We start from the raw sequence: 14,457 nt of genomic DNA, 5'->3' as shown, positions 1-14,457 counted from the left end.
CTGTGATTAAGAAACTTGAACTTAATCAATACTGTCTGTATAGTACCCAAACAAATTACGGTAACGATTAATCGCAATGAGCATCTTTAAGGTGATTCAAGGCGTTATGACTGAATAAAATCGATGTGATGATTAATTTCTTTATGTTGATCTTTTTCTTGCTAATGGCAAGAGGTCATGTATAATACGTTCCACTTGCTTAGGCAAGAAACTGAATCACTATGTTATTATTTTAGCCTTGAGTTAAAGTATTAGTGGTCAGTCATCAAGACTCCCGATAGGGGAGTCAACAAGTTAAAGATATCGCGTTCACAGTCTATTTTATAGATGTGGAATGTCGAATTTTTGTGTGTGTTTAACTTTATTGGAGCTCTGGTCTAATGCAGAACCAAAGAATCCGTATCCGCTTAAAAGCGTTCGATCATCGTCTTATCGATCAGTCTACAGCGGAAATCGTTGAAACTGCAAAACGCACTGGCGCACAAGTACGTGGACCTATTCCACTACCAACGCGCAAAGAGCGTTTCACAGTGCTTACTTCTCCGCACGTTAACAAAGATGCGCGTGACCAGTACGAAATTCGTACTCACAAGCGCCTGGTTGACATCGTTGAGCCAACAGAAAAAACCGTTGACGCTCTAATGCGTTTAGATCTAGCTGCTGGTGTTGATGTTCAAATCAGCCTTGGCTAGTCAGTTCTAAAACAACGATTTATATTGAGGTTATTATAATGATCGGTCTAATCGGACGTAAAGTTGGTATGACACGTATCTTCACTGAAGATGGCGTTTCTATCCCAGTATCCGTTATTGAATGTGAGCCTAACCGCGTTACTCAAGTGAAAACACTTGAAACTGACGGTTACCGCGCACTTCAAGTGACCACTGGCACGAAAAAAGCTAGCAGAGTAAACAAGCCAGAAGCGGGTCATTTCGCTAAAGCTAAAGTTGAAGCTGGTCGTGGCCTTTGGGAATTCCGTCTGGAAACAGGCGAAGGCGAAGCTGTTGAAGTTGGCGCTGAGCTAAACGTAAACATCTTTGCTGAAACGGCTAAAGTAGACGTTACAGGTACATCTAAAGGTAAAGGTTTCGCAGGCGTTATTAAACGTTGGAACTTTGCTATGCAAGATGCTACTCACGGTAACTCTCTTGCTCACCGTGCACCGGGTTCAATTGGCCAATGCCAAACTCCAGGTCGCGTGTTTAAAGGCAAAAAAATGGCAGGTCACATGGGAGCAGAGCGTGTAACGATCATGTCTCTTGATGTGGTACGTGTTGATAGTGAACGTAACCTAGTACTTGTTAAAGGTGCTATTCCAGGTGCGATCAACGGCAACGTAATTATCAAACCAGCTGTTAAAGCTTAATCCGAGGATATTAGTAATGGAATTGATATTGAAAGACGCACAAGGTGCTCTTGAAGTTTCAGAAACTACCTTCGGACGTGAGTTTAATGAAGCTCTGGTTCACCAGGTAGTTACAGCGTATGCTGCTGGCGCGCGTCAAGGTACTCGTGCTCAGAAAAACCGTTCTGACGTTGCAGGTGGTGGTAAAAAACCATGGCGTCAAAAAGGTACTGGTCGTGCTCGTGCAGGTACTGCAAGCAGCCCGATCTGGCGTAAAGGTGGTGTTACTTTTGCTGCGCGTCCACAGGACCACAGCCAAAAAGTTAACACTAAGATGTACCGCGGAGCGATCAAAAGCATCCTTTCTGAATTGGTACGTCAAGAGCGTCTTATTGTAGTTGAACAGTTCGCTGTTGAAACTCCTAAGACTAAAGAATTAGTTGCTAAACTGAAAGACTTTGATTTGAACGACGTTCTAATCGTAGGTGCTGAAGTTGATGAGAACTTATTCTTAGCTGCTCGTAACCTTTACAAAGTTGATGTTCGTGACGTTGCTGGTATTGATCCAGTTAGCCTAATCGCGTTCAACAAAGTTGTTATGACTGCTGCTGCAGTTAAGCAGATTGAGGAGAACTTAAAATGATCAGTGAAGAACGTTTATTGAAAGTTATCCTAGCGCCACATATCTCTGAAAAGAGCACTATGTCTGCTGAAAACAACAACACAATCGTTTTCAAGGTTGCACTAGATGCAACTAAAGCTGAAATTAAAGCAGCTATTGCAAAACTTTTTGAAGTTGAAGTTAAAAATGTAAGCACATTGGTACTGAAGGGTAAAACTAAGCGCACTGGCGCTCGTTTTGGCCGTCGTTCAGACATCAAAAAAGCTTACGTTACTCTAGCTGACGGCGCTGACATCGATTTCGGCAGTGCTGAATAATCAAGGGGATTCTGAATAATGGCTATTGTTAAGTGTAAGCCTACTTCTCCAGGTCGTCGCCACCTTGTTAAGGTAGTGAACCCGGATTTGCATAAAGGCAAACCACATGCTCCACTTTTAGAGAAAAAATCTAAATCTGGTGGCCGTAATAATAACGGTCGTATTACTGTTCGTCATCACGGCGGCGGTCATAAGCAACATTACCGTATCATTGACTTAAAACGTAATGATAAAGATGGTATCCCTGCAACAGTTGAACGTCTGGAATATGATCCAAACCGTTCTGCTAACATTGCACTTGCTCTTTACGCAGATGGTGAACGTCGTTACGTTCTAGCTGCTAAAGGTATGCAAGCTGGTGATATTATCGTTTCTGGTGTTGATGCAGCTATTAAAGCTGGTAACACATTACCAATGCGTAACATCCCAGTAGGTACAACTGTACACGCTGTGGAAATGAAGCCAGGTAAAGGTGCTCAAATTGCACGTTCTGCTGGTACATACGTACAAATCATTGCTCGTGATAACTCATACGTTACTCTACGTCTTCGCTCTGGCGAAATGCGTAAAGTATTAGTAGATTGTCGTGCAACGATTGGTGAAGTTGGTAACGCAGAACACATGCTTCGCCAACTTGGTAAAGCTGGTGCTAGCCGCTGGCGCGGTGTTCGCCCAACAGTACGTGGTGTTGTAATGAACCCGGTTGATCACCCGCACGGTGGTGGTGAAGGTCGTACTTCTGGTGGCCGTCATCCGGTTTCACCTTGGGGTATGCCAACTAAGGGTTACAAAACTCGTAAGAACAAGCGTACTGATAAACTTATCGTACGTCGTCGCAACAAGTAATTTTATAGAGGTATCACCATGCCACGTTCTCTCAAGAAGGGTCCTTTCATAGACCTACACTTGCTGAAGAAGGTAGAGAAAGCGGTGGAAAGCGGGGAAAAAAAACCAGTTAAGACTTGGTCCCGTCGTTCTATGATCATTCCAAATATGATTGGTCTGACCATCGCTGTCCATAATGGTCGTCAACATGTACCAGTTTTCGTTACTGACGAAATGATTGGTCATAAGTTAGGCGAATTCGCACCGACTCGTACTTATCGCGGCCATGCTGCAGATAAGAAAGCTAAAAAGCGTTAGGAGAAATTAGATGGAAGCATTAGCTAAACACCGTTTCGCCTCAGGCTCTCCACAGAAAGCACGTTTGGTCATTGACCTTATCCGTGGTTTACCAGTGGAAAAGGCTCTTGAAGTTTTAACTTTCAGCACTAAAAAAGCTGCTGTACAAGTTAAAAAAGTTCTTGAGTCAGCTATCGCAAACGCTGAACACAACGAAGGTGCGGATATTGATGAGCTAGTAGTAGCTACAGCGTTTGTTGACGCTGGTCCTACTATGAAGCGTATCATGCCACGTGCTAAAGGTCGTGCAGATCGCATCTTGAAGCGTACTAGCCACATCACAATTGTTGTAGCAACACGCTAAGAGACTAGGAGAAAACAATGGGTCAGAAAGTTCATCCAAATGGTATTCGCCTAGGTATCACCAAGCAGTTTAACTCTACTTGGTTTGCGAATACTAAAGACTTCGCCGACAATTTGTACGGTGATTTCGAAGTACGTCAGTTCCTTACTAAGAAACTGAAAAATGCATCTGTTTCACGTATCGTTATCGAACGTCCAGCGAAAAGCATTCGTGTGACTATTCACACTGCTCGTCCTGGTGTTGTTATCGGTAAGAAAGGCGAAGACGTAGAAAAACTACGTAATGCTATCGCTAAGATGACTGGTACTTCTGCACAAATCAATATCGCAGAAATCCGTAAGCCTGAACTAGATGCTAAATTAGTAGCTGAAGGTATCGCTTCTCAACTTGAACGTCGTGTTATGTTCCGTCGCGCTATGAAGCGTGCAGTACAAAATGCAATGCGTTTAGGTGCTAAGGGTATTAAAGTTCAAGTAAGCGGTCGTTTAGGCGGCGCAGAAATCGCTCGTGCTGAATGGTATCGTGAAGGCCGTGTGCCTCTACATACACTTCGTGCAGATATCGATTACTCAACTGCAGAAGCTCTTACAACTTACGGCATCATCGGTGTGAAAGTTTGGATCTTTAAAGGTGAAGTTCTAGGTAAGCTACCGCTTACTCAAGAAGTTGAAGCACCTTCGAAGCCTAAACGTCGCAGTCGTGGCCCTAAAGCTGCTAAATAGGAGACTCTGATATGTTGCAACCAAAACGCATGAAGTTCCGCAAAATGCACAAAGGCCGTAACCGCGGTCTTGCAAAAGGCGGAAACGTAACTTTCGGCGAATTCGGTCTTAAAGCTACTGGTCGTGGTCGAATTACTGCTCGTCAAATCGAAGCAGCACGTCGTGCTATGACTCGTCACGTTAAGCGTCAAGGTCAAATCTGGATCCGTGTGTTCCCAGACAAACCGATTACACAAAAGCCGCTTGAAGTACGTCAAGGTAAAGGTAAAGGTAGCGTTGAGTATTGGGTTTGCCAAGTACAACCTGGCAAAATCCTTTATGAAATGGCTGGAGTTCCTGAAGAATTGGCACGTGAAGCATTCAGCCTAGCTGATGCGAAACTTCCAATTTCTACAACTTTCGTAACTAAGACGGTAATGTAATGAACGCTAGCGAACTTAAACAAAAAAATGTTGAAGAGCTAAACGCTGAGTTACTTAACCTACTACGTGAGCAATTTAACTTACGTATGCAGTTAAGTACTGGCCAACTAGCACAAACGCATTTAATTAAAAATGTACGTCGCGATATCGCGCGTGTTAAGACCATCCTGAACGAAAAGGCGGGTGTATAATATGAGCACTATTCGTACTGTACAGGGTCGTGTTGTTAGCAACAAAGGCGATAAAACTATCGTTGTTGCTGTAGAACGTAAAGTGAAACATCCGTTATACGGTAAGTTCATCAAGCGTACTACTAAACTACACGCACATGATGAGAATAACGAATGCCAACTGAATGATGTTGTGTCTATTCGTGAAACTCGTCCAGTGTCTAAGCTTAAAACTTGGGCATTAGTAGAAGTATTAGTAAAAGCTTAATTTTAAGTTTATACTAAGTTCTACATTATATATAACGGCTCCTTTTATGGGGTCGTTTGTTTTTTAGTCGATTCCCGTTGCTTTTTTCAAAGCCGTGGTGTTATAATGCGCCACCTCTTGAGATAGAGGGGACCCGTTTAGTTCATGTTGGACTAAGTGGAATAATTGCGGAGCACTAATAATGATCCAAATGCAGTCTACGTTGGACGTAGCCGATAACTCAGGCGCACGTCGCGTTCAGTGTATCAAGGTCCTAGGTGGTTCGCACCGCCGCTATGCACGTGTTGGTGACATCATCAAAGTTACTGTGAAGGAAGCAATTCCTCGCGGTAAAGTAAAAAAAGGTGATGTTCTAAACGCAGTGGTTGTGCGTACTAGGTCAGCAATCCGTCGTACAGACGGTGCAGCTATCCGTTTCGACCGTAACGCAGCTGTTATGCTTAATGCTAACGGCGCGCCGATCGGTACTCGTATCTTTGGCCCAGTTACTCGTGAACTTCGTACTGATCAGTTCATGAAAATCGTATCTCTGGCACCAGAAGTACTATAAGGAACGAAAAATGGCAGCTAAAATTTTAAAAAATGATGAAGTTATCGTTGTTGCAGGTAAAGATGCTGGTAAACAAGGCAAAGTTACTGAAGTAAGAGCAGACGGTAAACTATTCGTTGAAGGCGTTAATCTTATCAAGAAACACCAAAAGCCAAACCCACAATTGGGCGTAGCTGGCGGTATTGTTGAGAAAGAAGCAGCTTTAGACGCATCAAACGTGGCACTATTCAACCCTGCAACTAGCAAGGCTGATCGTGTCGGTTTCCGATTTGAAGACGGCAAAAAAGTTCGTTTCTTCAAATCTACTAATGAACTTGTTTAATTGGAGTTAACTGTGGCGAAACTGCATGAATACTACAAAGAAACGGTAGCGTCTGAACTTAAAACTAAGTTCGGCTATAAATCTATCATGCAAGTCCCTCGGATTGAAAAGATCACCCTTAATATGGGTGTGGGCGAAGCAATCAATGATAAAAAAGTATTAGAAAATGCTGCTGCTGATATGGCTGCAATTTCTGGTCAAAAACCATTGATTACTAAAGCTCGTAAATCCGTTGCTGGCTTTAAGATCCGTGAAGGATATCCTATTGGTTGTAAAGTTACCCTACGTGGTGAGCGTATGTGGGAATTCTTTGAGCGCCTAATCGGCATCTCAATTCCACGTATCCGCGATTTCCGTGGCCTGAACCCTAAATCGTTCGATGGTCGTGGTAACTACAGTATGGGTGTTCGCGAGCAAATCATCTTCCCAGAAATCGATTACGATAAAATCGATAAAATTCGTGGTATGGACATTACTATTACTACGACTGCAAATTCTGATGAAGAAGGTCATGCTCTGCTGACTGCCTTTAATTTCCCATTCCGTAAGTAAGGTAGGGTCATGGCTAAGCAATCAATGAAAGCGCGCGACGTAAAACGCGCGAAGCTAGTAAATAAATTCGCTGAGAAACGTGCTGAATTAAAAGCAATTATCTCTGGCGTGAATACTTCAGACGAAGATCGTTGGAATGCAGTTCTTAAATTGCAATCGTTACCTCGTGATTCTAGTGAGAGTCGTCAGCGTAATCGCTGTAACATCACTGGCCGCCCTCATGGCTACCTACGTAAATTCGGTTTAAGCCGTATTAAACTACGTGAGCACATGATGCGTGGTGAAGTTCCAGGTCTTAAAAAGGCTAGTTGGTAAATCACTAATTTCGGGAGTATACGAAAATGAGCATGCAAGATCCTATTTCGGATATGCTAACACGCATCCGTAACGGTCAGTCAGCCTCTAAGGTTGCAGTTAAAATGCCTTGTTCTAAGCAAAAAGTTGCACTAGCAGCTTTGCTTCAAGAAGAAGGTTACATTAATGGTTACGCTGTTTCAGGTGAAGTGAAAGCTGAACTTGAAGTGACTTTGAAGTATTTCGAAGGCAAAAGCGTAATTGAAAAAATTGAGCGCGTTAGTCGCCCAGGTCTACGCATCTACAAAGGAAGTAATGATCTTCCTAAAGTGATGGGTGGCTTAGGTGTTGCTATCGTTTCTACTTCTAAAGGCATGATGTCTGACCGTGCAGCTCGTAAAGCTGGCATCGGTGGCGAGATCATCTGCTACGTTTCTTAAGGGGTTAAATATGTCTCGTGTTGCTAAAGCACCAGTTGCCATCCCTGCAGGCGTAGAGATCTCTCTAAATGGTCAGGAAATCACTGTTAAAGGCGCTAAAGGCACTTTAACTGCTGTTGTTAACTCATCTGTTGTTCTTACGATCGCTGATGAAAAAGTTTCTTTTGGTCCTGTTGAAGGCGTAAAAGATGCTTGGGCTCAAGCTGGTACAGCTCGTGCTAACGTTAACAATATGGTTAAAGGTGTAGCTGAAGGTTTTACTAAAACTCTTCAACTAAATGGTGTTGGTTACCGTGCAAATGTTAAAGGTTCTGATGTGAACCTGACATTAGGTTTCTCACATCCTGTAGTATATAACCTTCCAGAAGGTGTTACTGCAGTTTGCCCAAGCCAAACTGAAATTGTAATTAATGGCGCTGACAAACAAAATGTTGGTCAAGTTGCAGCAGACATCCGTGCATTCCGTCCGCCTGAACCTTATAAAGGTAAAGGTGTTCGTTATTCTGATGAAGTTGTGCGTCGTAAAGAAGCCAAGAAAAAGTAGGGTAATACTATGGATAAGAAATCTGCACGTCTTCGTCGCGCAACTCGCGCACGTAAGAAAATGCAAGAATTGGGTGCTACACGTTTAGTGATTAACCGCACTCCAAGCCATACTTATGCACAGGTTATTACACCGAATGCGGAAGTATTGGTTTCTGCTACAACAACAGAAAAAGCAGTTCGTGAAATGATCAGCTATGGCGGTAACGTTGAAGCAGCTAAAGTAATCGGGAAACTGGTTGCTGAGCGAGCTATCGAAAAAGGCGTTACTAAAATTGCTTTCGATCGTTCAGGTTTCCAATATCACGGTCGTGTTGCAGCATTAGCTGATGCCGCTCGTGAAGCTGGCCTTCAGTTCTAGTCAGGAGTAGGAAATGTCTAAAGTTGAAAACCAAACAGGTGATCTGCAAGAGAAATTAATTGCAGTTAATCGTGTTTCAAAAGTTGTTAAAGGTGGTCGTATCTTCAGCTTCACTGCTCTTACAGTAGTGGGTGACGGTAACGGTCGCGTTGGTTTTGGTTATGGTAAAGCACGTGAAGTTCCAGCTGCTATTCAAAAAGCAATGGAAAAAGCGAAGCGTAATATCGTAAGCATTGAACTAAATGGTGTGACTCTTCAACATCCAGTTAAGGGTCGTCATTCTGGTTCTAAAGTATTCATGCGTCCAGCTTCAGCTGGTACAGGTATCATTGCCGGTGGTGCAATGCGTGCAGTACTAGAAGTTGTTGGTATCCATGACGTACTTTCTAAATGTTACGGTTCTACTAACCCAATTAACGTTGTACGAGCTACAATTGGCGCGCTTACTGGTATGCAATCACCAGAACAAATCGCTGCTAAACGTGGTCTACCTGTTAAAGAAATTCTGGGGTAATAAACCATGGCTAAAATTAAAGTAACTCAAACTAAAAGTGCAATCGGTCGTTTACCTAAACACCGTGCGACACTTGTTGGTTTAGGCCTTCGTAAAATCAACCACAGTGTAGTATTGGAAGATACAGCATGTGTACGTGGTATGGTTAATAAAGTAGCTTACATGATTAAAGTGGAGGAAGCGTAATGTTTTTAAATACTCTATCTCCAGCAGCTGGTTCTAAGCCAAGCGCTAAACGTGTAGGCCGCGGTATCGGTTCTGGTCTAGGCAAAACTTGTGGTCGTGGCCACAAAGGTCAAAAGTCCCGCTCTGGCGGCGGCATTCGTCCTGGCTTCGAAGGCGGTCAAATGCCTTTGAAACAACGTTTACCAAAATTTGGTTTCACTTCACGTAAGCAACTGGTAACAGCTGAAGTACGTTTGAATGAAATCGCTAAAGTTGAAGGTGACGTTGTAGATCTAAACACACTTAAAGCAGCAGGTCTTGTTACTAAAAACATCCTGTTTGTTAAAGTTGTTTTATCTGGTGAAATCACTCGACCAGTTACAATTCGTGGCATTAAAGCTACGAAAGGTGCTGTTGAAGCGATTGTTGCTGCAGGCGGTCAAATCGAAGGATAGTACAAATGGCTAAAAAACCAGGGTTGGAAACGAATAAATCTCAAGGTGGCTTATCAGAATTGAAAAGTCGTTTATGGTTCGTGTTGGGTGCTATTATAGTATTCCGCGCAGGCTCTTTTGTTCCGATTCCTGGTATTGATGCCTCTGTACTTGCTACGCTGTTTGATTCGCAAAAGGGTACCATCTTAGAAATGTTTAACATGTTCTCTGGTGGTGCGCTTGAGCGAGCGTCTATTTTTGCGTTGGGTATTATGCCGTATATTTCGGCCTCTATTATCATACAGTTATTAACTGTAGTTAATCCTACACTTGCCGAATTGAAAAAAGACGGTGATGCAGGACGACGCAAAATTAGCCAGTATACCCGTTACGGAACATTGTTCTTAGGTACTTTCCAAGCTATTGGTATTGCTAAAGGCTTACCTAACATGGTTGATGGACTTGTCCATAATCCAGGGTTAAGTTTTTACTTTACTGCTGTAGTGAGTTTAGTAACTGGTACTATGTTCTTAATGTGGTTAGGTGAACAAATTACCGAACGCGGTATTGGTAATGGTATCTCAATATTAATTTTTGCAGGTATTGTTGCTGGTATGCCGCCAGCTATCGGACAAACAGTTGAACAGGTTATCGATGGTAACCTTCACGGCTTGTTATTGTTGGTATTAGCTGGTGTAGTTTTTGCTGTTACATATTTTGTTGTATTTGTAGAGCGCGGTCAGCGTAGAATTGTGGTAAACTACGCAAAACGCCAACAAGGACGACGTGTTTTTGCAGCTCAAAGCACGCATTTACCGTTGAAGCTTAACATGGCCGGTGTTATTCCAGCTATTTTTGCTTCGAGTATAATTTTGTTTCCTGGAACGCTTGCACAATGGTTCGGTCAGAATGAAGGTTTATCTTTCCTTACTGACATTTCCTTGGCTCTACAGCCAGGACAACCTTTGTATGTAATGCTTTATGCAGCAGCAATTATCTTCTTCTGTTTCTTCTATACAGCGTTGGTATTTAACCCACGCGAAACAGCAGATAATTTGAAGAAGAGCGGGGCGTTCATCCCAGGTATTAGACCAGGCGAACAAACTTCAAGGTATATAGATAAAGTAATGTCACGATTAACTCTAGCGGGTTCTTTGTATATTACATTCATTTGTCTAGTACCATTGTTCATGACACAAGCTATGGGTGTGCAGTTCTATTTCGGTGGAACATCACTACTTATTATGGTTGTGGTAATCATGGACTTTATGGCTCAAGTTCAGACCCATTTGATGTCTCATCAATATGGTGACGTACTTAAGAAAGCTAATTTAAAAGGTTAATCCTCGTAAATTAGTTTGAGCATGTCCTATAACAGTTACGGAGTAAGAAATGAAAGTTCGTGCATCTGTTAAAAAGATTTGTCGTAATTGCAAAGTGATCAAACGTCACGGTGTAGTACGCGTAATCTGTGTTGAACCAAAGCATAAACAACGCCAAGGTTAAGCAAAATTAGGAACTTGGATTAGATTGATTAATCTTTTTCAAGTTTCTATTGCAATATATCTCTCTTCTGAGTATCCTTACGGGCTTTTCGAAGAGAGCAATCTTTTTTATTTAACACCTTAAGTGGAGTGGTATAGTGGCCCGTATAGCCGGCATTAACATTCCTGATCAAAAGCATACAGTCATTGCCCTGACTGGTGTTTTCGGTATTGGTGCAACACGTGCGAAAGCAATTTGTGTTGCAACTGGTATCGCTGAAACAGCTAAGATCAGAGAGCTAGAAGAAGCTCAACTAGAACTTCTTCGCGAAGAAGTAGGTAAATACACTGTTGAAGGTGACCTACGTCGTGAAGTAAGTATGAATATCAAGCGTCTGATGGACCTCGGTTGTTACCGTGGTATTCGTCACCGTCGCAGCTTACCTCTACGTGGTCAACGCACTAAAACAAATGCGCGCACCCGTAAAGGTCCGCGTAAAGCTATCAAGAAATAGGAGCTGACGAGTAATGGCTAAAACCCCAACTCGCGCTCGTAAGCGCGTTAAAAAGCAAGTTGCTGACGGTATTGCACACGTTCATGCTTCTTTCAATAACACTATTGTGACAATCACAGATCGCCAAGGTAATGCTTTATCTTGGGCAACTGCAGGCGGCTCAGGCTTCCGTGGTTCTCGTAAGTCAACTCCATTCGCTGCGCAGGTTGCTGCTGAGCGTGCTGGTGAAATGGCTAAAGAGTACGGTTTGAAAAATTTAGAAGTTATGGTTAAGGGCCCTGGTCCTGGTCGTGAATCTTCTATTCGTGCATTGAATTCGATTGGTTATAAAATTACTAACATCACTGATGTTACACCAATCCCTCACAATGGTTGTCGTCCACCTAAAAAGCGTCGCGTATAACGCTTTTAGGAATATTGGAGAAAGAACATGGCTAGATATTTGGGCCCAAAGCTCAAGCTTAGTCGTCGTGAAGGTACAGATCTTTTCTTGAAAAGTGGCGTACGCGCGATTGAATCTAAGTGTAAAATTGATAACGCACCTGGTGTACATGGTGCTCGTAAACCTCGTCTATCTGACTACGGTTTACAACTACGTGAAAAGCAAAAAGTTCGTCGTATGTACGGTGTACTTGAAAAGCAATTCCGTAACTTATATAAAGAAGCTGCTCGTCTAAAAGGTAACACTGGTGAAAACCTACTTGCTTTATTAGAAGGCCGTCTAGATAACGTTGTTTATCGTATGGGCTTTGGTTCTACTCGTGCGGAATCGCGCCAGTTAGTAAGCCACAAAGCAATCGTTGTAAACGGTAAAGTTGTAAATATCCCTTCTTACAAAGTGAAAGTTAACGATACAGTTAGCATTCGCGAGAAGGCTAAGAAGCAAGCTCGTATCGCTTCAGCTCTTGAAATTTCAGAGCAGCGTGAGAAAGCATCTTGGGTTGAAGTTGACAGTAAGACACTTGAAGGCGTTTTCAAACGTGCTCCTGAGCGTTCTGATCTGTCTGCAGACATCAACGAACAGCTTATTGTTGAACTTTACTCTAAGTAAAGTTAACTTCATAAGAGAGGACATACATGCAGGGTTCTGTAACAGAATTTCTAAGACCAAGACTTGTTGATATTGAGCAAATTAGCTCAACACGTGCCAAGGTAACACTTGAACCGTTAGAGCGTGGCTTCGGTCATACTCTAGGTAATGCTTTACGTCGTATTCTACTTTCTTCTATGCCAGGTTGTGCTGTAACAGAAGTTGAGATCGACGGCGTACTCCATGAGTACAGCAGTAAAGAAGGCGTTCAAGAAGATGTTCTTGAAATTCTTCTTAACTTGAAAGGTCTTGCAATCAAACTTGAAGGCAAAGACGAAGCGTTACTAACTTTAACTAAGTCAGGTACAGGTCCTGTATTGGCAGGTGACATCACTCATGATGGTGATGTTGAGATTGTAAATCCAGAACACGTGATTTGTAATTTAACCGGTCAAGCAGATATCAGTATGCGTATTCGTGTTGCTAAAGGACGTGGTTACGTTCCTGCTTCAACTCGCGTACATGCTGATGATGAAGAGCGTCCTATCGGTCGTTTGCTTGTTGATGCTGCATTCAGCCCTGTAAGCCGTATCGCTTACAATGTTGAAGCTGCTCGTGTAGAGCAACGTACTAACCTTGATAAGTTAGTAATCGATATGGAAACTGATGGAACATTAGATCCTGAAGAAGCTATTCGTCGTTCTGCTACAATTCTGGCTGAACAGCTTGATGCTTTCGTTGATCTTCGTGATGTAACGGAACCAGAGCAGAAAGAAGAGAAGCCAGAGTTCGATCCGATACTGCTACGTCCTGTTGATGATTTAGAACTTACTGTTCGTTCAGCTAACTGTCTTAAAGCAGAAGCTATTCACTATATTGGTGATCTTGTACAACGTACTGAGGTTGAGTTACTTAAAACACCTAACCTTGGTAAGAAGTCTTTAACTGAAATTAAAGATGTTCTAGCGTCACGTGGTCTTTCTCTAGGTATGCGCCTAGAAAATTGGCCGCCAGCAAGTATCTCGGACGAATAGTAAACACTAGTCAAAAGATTTTTGTAAGAAGGATAAGTTCATGCGCCATCGTAAGAGTGGTCGTCAACTAAATCGTAACAGCAGCCACCGTCAGGCTATGTTCCGTAATATGGCATGTTCTTTAGTTAGCCACGAGATCATTAAAACGACTCTGCCTAAAGCTAAAGAACTACGTCGTGTAGTTGAGCCTCTAATTACACTTGCTAAAACGGATAGCGTAGCTAACCGTCGTCTAGCATTTGCACGTACCCGCAGCGATGAAGTTGTAGGTAAACTATTTAAAGAATTAGGCCCACGTTTCGAAAACCGTTCAGGCGGTTATACTCGAATCTTAAAATGTGGTCTACGTACTGGCGATAAAGCTCCTATGGCTTACATCGAACTAGTAGATCGTCCAGCTGTTGAAGCTGCTGACGAAGAATAGTTTTAAATAGTATTAAAAGCCAGAGCTAGCGCTCTGGCTTTTTTATTTCTAAATTCCCATCTTTTTATCTTCTTAAATTACTCATCATTATATTCTGAATCATTTTTCTCGTTTGTAGATTTCGCAATGCTTAACGACAATACCTATTCCCCTTTCGACTAGACACCTAATACCATTTACACCGGTTGATGCGCATTTTTAGCTGTAAATAATGCTGTTTGCTATTTTTAAGCGGTTTAGGCTGATAAAGTTACTCAAAGTCTATTTTTTGTACTAATTTATGTTTTTTAATAATTTCTAATTTTAGCGCTTGCCAATGTGATCTAAATCTCTATAATGCGACCTCACTGACACGGCAACAGCCGCTCAGTATGCTCTTTAACAATTTATTCAAGCAATCTGTGTGAGCACTTGCAGAGATATAATGACCAAATATTATATCA

At 42.5% G+C, this 14,457-nt stretch carries 28 protein-coding genes; all 28 read left to right on the top strand.

Features of this window, described 5'->3' with window-relative positions; translation table 11 throughout:
- The first annotated feature begins 380 nt into the window (after window positions 1–380).
- The 28 genes from rpsJ (at window position 381) to rplQ (ending at window position 14,014) form a co-directional block, all read left to right on the top strand.
- Window positions 381–692 carry a 30S ribosomal protein S10 gene (gene rpsJ / locus JFU56_RS21540; protein WP_017223583.1) on the top strand — a complete coding sequence of 104 codons (312 nt, stop codon included), beginning with the start codon at window positions 381–383 and terminating at the stop codon, window positions 690–692.
- A 35-nt stretch (window positions 693–727) separates the two neighbouring features.
- Window positions 728–1,366, top strand: coding sequence for a 50S ribosomal protein L3 (gene rplC, locus JFU56_RS21535; RefSeq protein ID WP_196805533.1), 639 nt, complete (start codon window positions 728–730; stop codon window positions 1,364–1,366).
- A gap of 16 nt (window positions 1,367–1,382) precedes the next feature.
- Window positions 1,383–1,988: a 50S ribosomal protein L4 gene (rplD, locus tag JFU56_RS21530; protein WP_019442261.1), complete on the top strand. Its 606-nt coding sequence runs from the start codon at window positions 1,383–1,385 to the stop codon at window positions 1,986–1,988.
- Window positions 1,985–2,284 carry a 50S ribosomal protein L23 gene (rplW, locus tag JFU56_RS21525; RefSeq protein ID WP_019442262.1) on the top strand — a complete coding sequence of 100 codons (300 nt, stop codon included), beginning with the start codon at window positions 1,985–1,987 and terminating at the stop codon, window positions 2,282–2,284. The genes rplD and rplW overlap by 4 nt, the downstream gene beginning before the upstream one ends.
- Before the next feature lie 18 nt (window positions 2,285–2,302).
- Window positions 2,303–3,130: a 50S ribosomal protein L2 gene (gene rplB / locus JFU56_RS21520; protein ID WP_019442263.1), complete on the top strand. Its 828-nt coding sequence runs from the start codon at window positions 2,303–2,305 to the stop codon at window positions 3,128–3,130.
- Window positions 3,131–3,148: 18 nt separating this feature from the next.
- Entirely contained in the window at window positions 3,149–3,427 is a 279-nt protein-coding gene (gene rpsS, locus JFU56_RS21515) for a 30S ribosomal protein S19 (RefSeq protein ID WP_019442264.1), read from the top strand.
- Between the two features lie 10 nt (window positions 3,428–3,437).
- A complete protein-coding gene (gene rplV, locus JFU56_RS21510; RefSeq protein ID WP_019442265.1) occupies window positions 3,438–3,770 on the top strand; it encodes a 50S ribosomal protein L22 in 333 nt (110 codons plus the stop codon).
- A 17-nt stretch (window positions 3,771–3,787) separates the two neighbouring features.
- Window positions 3,788–4,492 carry a 30S ribosomal protein S3 gene (gene rpsC, locus JFU56_RS21505; RefSeq protein ID WP_019442266.1) on the top strand — a complete coding sequence of 235 codons (705 nt, stop codon included), beginning with the start codon at window positions 3,788–3,790 and terminating at the stop codon, window positions 4,490–4,492.
- Window positions 4,493–4,503: 11 nt separating this feature from the next.
- Complete coding sequence (gene rplP / locus JFU56_RS21500) at window positions 4,504–4,914, top strand: 50S ribosomal protein L16 (protein ID WP_019442267.1); 411 nt, start codon at window positions 4,504–4,506, stop codon at window positions 4,912–4,914.
- Window positions 4,914–5,105 carry a 50S ribosomal protein L29 gene (rpmC, locus tag JFU56_RS21495; protein ID WP_006034643.1) on the top strand — a complete coding sequence of 64 codons (192 nt, stop codon included), beginning with the start codon at window positions 4,914–4,916 and terminating at the stop codon, window positions 5,103–5,105. Before rplP ends, rpmC begins: the two co-directional genes overlap by 1 nt.
- A 1-nt stretch (window position 5,106) precedes the next feature.
- Complete coding sequence (rpsQ, locus tag JFU56_RS21490) at window positions 5,107–5,352, top strand: 30S ribosomal protein S17 (protein ID WP_019442268.1); 246 nt, start codon at window positions 5,107–5,109, stop codon at window positions 5,350–5,352.
- 181 nt (window positions 5,353–5,533) lie between these two features.
- Window positions 5,534–5,902, top strand: coding sequence for a 50S ribosomal protein L14 (rplN, locus tag JFU56_RS21485; RefSeq protein ID WP_019442269.1), 369 nt, complete (start codon window positions 5,534–5,536; stop codon window positions 5,900–5,902).
- A 10-nt stretch (window positions 5,903–5,912) separates the two neighbouring features.
- Window positions 5,913–6,224 (top strand): 50S ribosomal protein L24, encoded by a 312-nt coding sequence (gene rplX, locus JFU56_RS21480; RefSeq protein WP_019442270.1) that lies wholly within the window; start codon window positions 5,913–5,915, stop codon window positions 6,222–6,224.
- Window positions 6,225–6,236: 12 nt separating this feature from the next.
- On the top strand, window positions 6,237–6,776 hold the full coding sequence (gene rplE, locus JFU56_RS21475; protein WP_019442271.1) for a 50S ribosomal protein L5: 540 nt from the start codon (window positions 6,237–6,239) through the stop codon (window positions 6,774–6,776).
- A 9-nt stretch (window positions 6,777–6,785) separates the two neighbouring features.
- The gene (gene rpsN / locus JFU56_RS21470) at window positions 6,786–7,091 is read left to right on the top strand and encodes a 30S ribosomal protein S14 (RefSeq protein ID WP_017223597.1); all 306 of its coding nucleotides are present in this window, start codon (window positions 6,786–6,788) and stop codon (window positions 7,089–7,091) included.
- Window positions 7,092–7,117: 26 nt separating this feature from the next.
- A complete protein-coding gene (gene rpsH / locus JFU56_RS21465; protein WP_019442272.1) occupies window positions 7,118–7,510 on the top strand; it encodes a 30S ribosomal protein S8 in 393 nt (130 codons plus the stop codon).
- 10 nt (window positions 7,511–7,520) lie between these two features.
- Window positions 7,521–8,054, top strand: a complete 534-nt coding sequence (gene rplF, locus JFU56_RS21460) for a 50S ribosomal protein L6 (RefSeq protein WP_019442273.1) — start codon at window positions 7,521–7,523, stop codon at window positions 8,052–8,054.
- Between the two features lie 9 nt (window positions 8,055–8,063).
- Window positions 8,064–8,414 (top strand): 50S ribosomal protein L18, encoded by a 351-nt coding sequence (rplR, locus tag JFU56_RS21455; RefSeq protein ID WP_019442274.1) that lies wholly within the window; start codon window positions 8,064–8,066, stop codon window positions 8,412–8,414.
- A gap of 13 nt (window positions 8,415–8,427) precedes the next feature.
- Window positions 8,428–8,928 carry a 30S ribosomal protein S5 gene (gene rpsE / locus JFU56_RS21450; protein ID WP_019442275.1) on the top strand — a complete coding sequence of 167 codons (501 nt, stop codon included), beginning with the start codon at window positions 8,428–8,430 and terminating at the stop codon, window positions 8,926–8,928.
- A gap of 6 nt (window positions 8,929–8,934) precedes the next feature.
- Window positions 8,935–9,114, top strand: coding sequence for a 50S ribosomal protein L30 (rpmD, locus tag JFU56_RS21445; protein WP_019442276.1), 180 nt, complete (start codon window positions 8,935–8,937; stop codon window positions 9,112–9,114).
- A complete protein-coding gene (gene rplO / locus JFU56_RS21440) occupies window positions 9,114–9,548 on the top strand; it encodes a 50S ribosomal protein L15 (RefSeq protein ID WP_019442277.1) in 435 nt (144 codons plus the stop codon). The genes rpmD and rplO overlap by 1 nt, the downstream gene beginning before the upstream one ends.
- Before the next feature lie 5 nt (window positions 9,549–9,553).
- Window positions 9,554–10,870: a preprotein translocase subunit SecY gene (gene secY / locus JFU56_RS21435; protein WP_019442278.1), complete on the top strand. Its 1,317-nt coding sequence runs from the start codon at window positions 9,554–9,556 to the stop codon at window positions 10,868–10,870.
- Between the two features lie 49 nt (window positions 10,871–10,919).
- Window positions 10,920–11,033, top strand: a complete 114-nt coding sequence (rpmJ, locus tag JFU56_RS21430) for a 50S ribosomal protein L36 (RefSeq protein WP_011770886.1) — start codon at window positions 10,920–10,922, stop codon at window positions 11,031–11,033.
- A 136-nt stretch (window positions 11,034–11,169) separates the two neighbouring features.
- On the top strand, window positions 11,170–11,526 hold the full coding sequence (gene rpsM, locus JFU56_RS21425) for a 30S ribosomal protein S13 (RefSeq protein WP_017223603.1): 357 nt from the start codon (window positions 11,170–11,172) through the stop codon (window positions 11,524–11,526).
- Window positions 11,527–11,539: 13 nt separating this feature from the next.
- Complete coding sequence (gene rpsK / locus JFU56_RS21420; RefSeq protein WP_019442279.1) at window positions 11,540–11,929, top strand: 30S ribosomal protein S11; 390 nt, start codon at window positions 11,540–11,542, stop codon at window positions 11,927–11,929.
- A gap of 27 nt (window positions 11,930–11,956) precedes the next feature.
- Window positions 11,957–12,577, top strand: coding sequence for a 30S ribosomal protein S4 (gene rpsD, locus JFU56_RS21415; RefSeq protein WP_017223605.1), 621 nt, complete (start codon window positions 11,957–11,959; stop codon window positions 12,575–12,577).
- A gap of 26 nt (window positions 12,578–12,603) precedes the next feature.
- Window positions 12,604–13,590: a DNA-directed RNA polymerase subunit alpha gene (locus JFU56_RS21410; RefSeq protein ID WP_019442280.1), complete on the top strand. Its 987-nt coding sequence runs from the start codon at window positions 12,604–12,606 to the stop codon at window positions 13,588–13,590.
- A gap of 40 nt (window positions 13,591–13,630) precedes the next feature.
- Window positions 13,631–14,014 (top strand): 50S ribosomal protein L17, encoded by a 384-nt coding sequence (gene rplQ / locus JFU56_RS21405; RefSeq protein ID WP_019442281.1) that lies wholly within the window; start codon window positions 13,631–13,633, stop codon window positions 14,012–14,014.
- Window positions 14,015–14,457 lie beyond the last annotated feature (443 nt).

It is taken from the genome of Moritella sp. F3 (genome assembly GCF_015082335.1).
Lineage (GTDB): Bacteria > Pseudomonadota > Gammaproteobacteria > Enterobacterales > Moritellaceae > Moritella.
Note: the sequence above shows the minus strand (reverse complement) of the source record. Positions and strands in the feature narration are given on the sequence as shown.